At 36.3% G+C, this 896-nt stretch carries 1 protein-coding gene; it reads right to left on the minus strand.

The features are described 5' to 3' along the window. The coding region (locus H8911_RS12190) for a transposase (protein WP_186999842.1) at positions 1 to 822 on the minus strand (822 nt) is incomplete at its 3' end. Positions 823 to 896 lie beyond the last annotated feature (74 nt).

Here is an 896-nt window from a genome sequence, read left to right on the forward strand (position 1 = left end):
TTCATAGGCATCAAAAAAACTAACACTATCATGTACATTTCCAGGAACTGTTGTAACTGCCAGTACGAACGAATTCTTATCGCAGAAAGTTTGATGCGAGTACGCAAAACATTTCTCCTTCTCACCTTTATGGAAGCAGCCACTTTCTGGATCTATAGTGCTTTCTGTAATTGTTTTAGTTGAAGTTTTTTTTACTTCTTCACCCGTTTCCTCATCATGTACATATTCTGTATGCACCATTGAATCAAAGGACTCTTTACCTATACATTCTCTATCCTCGTTGATTTCAGCCAACAGATCATCTTCGTATTTCTTTTTGAGGATCTCTACTTCTTTTTTGACACTTTTTCTTTTATTGGCGTTTGCCTTCTGATGCGTACTGTCTCCAAATACCGTTGTGAAATCGACAAAGCCATAATCAACGGCCTGTTCTAATATTTCCATAAAGATTTCCTGGAATATAGTTGAATCTTTATATCTACGAATATAGTTCTGAGACCATGTAGAAAAGTTTGGAATCTTCTCATCGATACTCAACCCAAGAAACCAGCGATATGCCAAATTGACTTCGATCTCCTGACATGTCTTGCGCATAGAATTGATTCCAAACACGATATTTATGATAAGCATTTTAAAAAGAACCACAGGATCGATACTCGGTCTGCCGTGACGACTGTAAAGATGCTGAACTTTCGGATAAATAAACCGAAAATCAAGAGCTTCCTCCATCTTACGAACCAAATGATCCTGTGGTACTAATTCATCTAATGTATAGTAAATCATGCAATCTAATTTTGCATTGTTTCTGTTAGTCATAGCCATTGTGATATCCTCCATAAACCCTCTATAATTATATCATTTTTGGCATAATAAATGGCAGAAACGTCGACTATTTT

Origin of the sequence: Holdemanella hominis (assembly GCF_014306155.1) — a bacterium.
Lineage (GTDB): Bacteria > Bacillota_I > Bacilli_A > Erysipelotrichales > Erysipelotrichaceae > Holdemanella > Holdemanella hominis.